This window comes from Streptomyces sp. WM6386, from assembly GCF_000972385.1.
Classification (GTDB): Bacteria; Actinomycetota; Actinomycetes; order Streptomycetales; family Streptomycetaceae; genus Streptomyces.
The window spans coordinates 1-3090 of record NZ_JXTE01000150.1 but is presented as its reverse complement, the minus strand read 5'-3'; the positions used below and the strand labels follow the sequence as shown (position 1 = coordinate 3090).

Genomic DNA, 3090 nt, shown 5'->3' with positions numbered 1-3090 from the left:
CCCCCACACCGACTCCCCAGCCCGCCCCGGCAACCTCCGTCCGCGCCTTACCTCTTTCGTGGGCCGGGAACCCGAACTCGACGCCATCCGTTCCGAATTGCACAGGGCCCGCCTCGTCACCCTCACCGGACCGGGCGGCTCCGGAAAGACCCGTCTCGCCGAGGAAGCCGCCACCGGGCGACCCGAGGCGTGGCTCGTCGAGCTGGCGCCGCTCGATCGGCCCGAGGCGGTGCCAGGGGCGGTGGTCAGCGCGCTCGGTCTGCGGGAGACCAAGCTGATCACCACCGAGCTGACGGACCGGCAGGACGACCCGCTCGCCCTGCTCATCGAGTACTGCGCCCCGCGCAGCCAACTCCTGATTCTTGACAATTGCGAACATGTCATCGAAGCGGCGGCCCACCTCGCCGAGACCCTGCTGACCCGCTGCCCCGGGCTCACGATCCTCGCCACCAGCCGTGAACCCCTGGGCGTCCCCGGCGAGTCCGTGCGCCCGGTCGAGCCCCTCCTCCCCGACCAGGCACACCGCCTCTTCACCGAGCGCGCGACGGCGGTCCGCCCCGACGCGGACGTCGTCCTCCGCGACACCGAGGCCGTCACCGAGATCTGCCGCCGCCTCGACGGACTGCCGCTCGCCATCGAGCTCGCGGCGGCAAGGCTGCGGCTGCTCACCCCCCGCCAGATCGCCGACCGTCTCGACGACCGCTTCCGCCTCCTCACCTCGGGCAGCCGCACGGTCCTGCCCCGCCAGCAGACCCTGCGCGCGGTCGTCGACTGGTCCTGGGACCTGCTCGACGAGCGGGAGCGGACGGTGCTGCGCGAGGCGTCCGTGTTCGCGGGCGGCTGGGACCTCGCCGCCGCGGAGGCCGTGTGCACCGGCCCCGCCGCCGAGCTGATCGGGGCGCTCGTCGACAAGTCCCTGATCGTCGCCGCCCCGTGCGAGCGGTCCGGCGGTGACTCCATGCGCTACCGCATGCTGGAGACGATCCACGAGTACGCGGTCGAACGCGCGGCTGAGGTCCCCCACACGCGCGCCGACGCCCTGCGCAGACACCGCGGATGGGTGCGCGCCCTCGTCGAGGAGGCCGAGCCCGAGCTGCGTTCTGCCGGCCAGCTCCCGTGGATCTCCCGCCTGGAGACGGAGCTGGACAACATCCGCGCGGCCCTCCACCGCGCGGTCGAGGCCGGCGACGAGGCGGAGGCCGGTGCCCTGACGGTCGCGATGACCTGGTTCTGGTGGCTGCGGAACTACCGCAGGGAGGGCGCCGACCGGACCGGCCAGGTGCTGCGGCTGGGCGCGGCCCTCGACGCCGCCGGGGGCACGCTTCCGTCGGAGCAGGACGCGGTGTGCTCCCTGATGACGTCCCTGGACCCCGTCGACACCTTTCTCGCCGACCCGGACGGCGAGAGGCACCACCCGCTGCACACCCTGCGGATGGACCTCAGGATGCTGCATCTCTTCCTCATGGCCGAGGTCGACCCGCCCCTGGACGGGCTGGACGAGCGGATGCACGGGTACGTGGCACGGATCCGGGACCACTTCGGGAGCGGCGGCCCCCAGGCGGCCCGGCTCCCCGGCCTCGCCTGGCCGGTGACGGTCTTCCTCCACCCCGTCCCGAGGGAGGACGCCCGGCCCGTCCTGGACAGGGCGGTCGCCAACTGCCGTGCCCACGGCGGCGACTGGGAGACAGGCGTCGTCCTGATGTTCCGCGCGCACATGGTCGTCGACTCCCCGGGCGGCATGCCCGGCATCGACGGCGACCTGGCGGAGCTGCGGGTGCTGAGCCGGCGGGTCGGCGACCGCTGGCTGCGGGCCCAGGTGTGCAGCGCCGCGGGCGAGACGGCCATGGCACGCGCCCGCTTCGAGGAGGCCAAGGGGGAGTACGAGGAGGCTCTGCGGCTCGCGCACGAGGTGGGGGCCCACACCGAGAAGCCGTTCCTCCTCGCCCGGCTCGCCGAGATCGCCTACCGCGCGGGCGACCGTACGGCGGCGCTGGCCACCCTGGACGAGGCGAGCGCCGCCGCCGAGCGGTACGCCGTGGCGGACTCCCGGGCGTTCGTGCTGCTCCAGCGGGCCCTCATGGCGCTGGACGAGAAGGACATCGATCGCGCGCGCGATCTGTACGAAGAGGCGCGCGACGCCATCGGGCGGGCGACACCGCCACCGCAGTTCAGGGTGATGCTGCTGTCGGTCGACGCCATGGTGTCGGCGGCCGTGTCCGGCCCCGGGACCGCTCTGCCCAAGCTGGCCGAAGCGCTCCGGACGGCGATCGAGACGCGCTGCTCCGACGCGATGAAGGCGGCGCTCGCCGACGGCACGGCGGACCTGATGTCCCGCCTCGGCGACCATCCACGCGCCGCCCGCCTGCTCGCCGCGGCCGCCCGCTGGCGCGACGGCCACCCGCGCCCCATGCCGGAGGGCGTGGACGCCGAACGGGCCGAGGCCGACGCCCGCGCGGCCCTCGGCGACGAGCGCTACACGGCGGAGTGCACCAAGGGCTCGGCGCTCACCCCGGACGACGTCCTCGGCGAACTCGACGAGGCCCTGCGCACCCACTCCGCCGGTACGGCGGCGTCATGAGGCGAAGCTCCGCGCATCCGCCCGGCACCAGAAATCCGCCCGGCGCTACGAACACCTGAACTTCGACTCCGCCCAGTCCGCGAGCGCCAGGTCGTCGAAGGAACTGTGCGGCTCCACCACCAGCCGTACGGTCTCGCGTCCCACGAGGTTCACATGGACCGGCAGCGCCGCGTCCCCGCCCTCGACCAGCCCGGACTTCCACAGCTGGACCCCGTCCGCGTAGACGGAGAAGTAGACCTTGCCGAGCCCCAGCGCCATGTCGTCCACGCCGACCGTCGCGTCGTAGGAGGCGCACTCGCGGTTGAGGTCGATGGTGACGGAGGACCGGCCGTGCACGGTGACACCGTGCTCGTACTGCGTGCCGCCGGCCGAGACACCCCACCGCTGCCACACCCAGCTGCTCTCGGCGATCCGCATCTCGGGCCGGGTGCCGTCGCCGTTGATGTCGTACGCCAGCTCGCTCCACTGGTAGACGGCCGGCGCGGGCGGGGGAGGCGGCGTCGGTGTGGGGG

General features: G+C 73.7%; 2 protein-coding genes. One reads left to right on the top strand and one right to left on the bottom strand.

Annotated features, from left to right (window positions below; translation table 11 throughout):
- The coding region (locus TN53_RS40155) for an ATP-binding protein (RefSeq protein WP_046263810.1) at positions 1-2578 on the top strand (2578 nt) is incomplete at its 5' end.
- 45 nt (positions 2579-2623) lie between these two features.
- On the opposite strand, the gene TN53_RS40150 is transcribed toward TN53_RS40155, so the two are convergent.
- On the bottom strand, positions 2624-3090 hold a 467-nt coding region (locus tag TN53_RS40150), incomplete at its 5' end, for an NPCBM/NEW2 domain-containing protein (protein ID WP_046263809.1).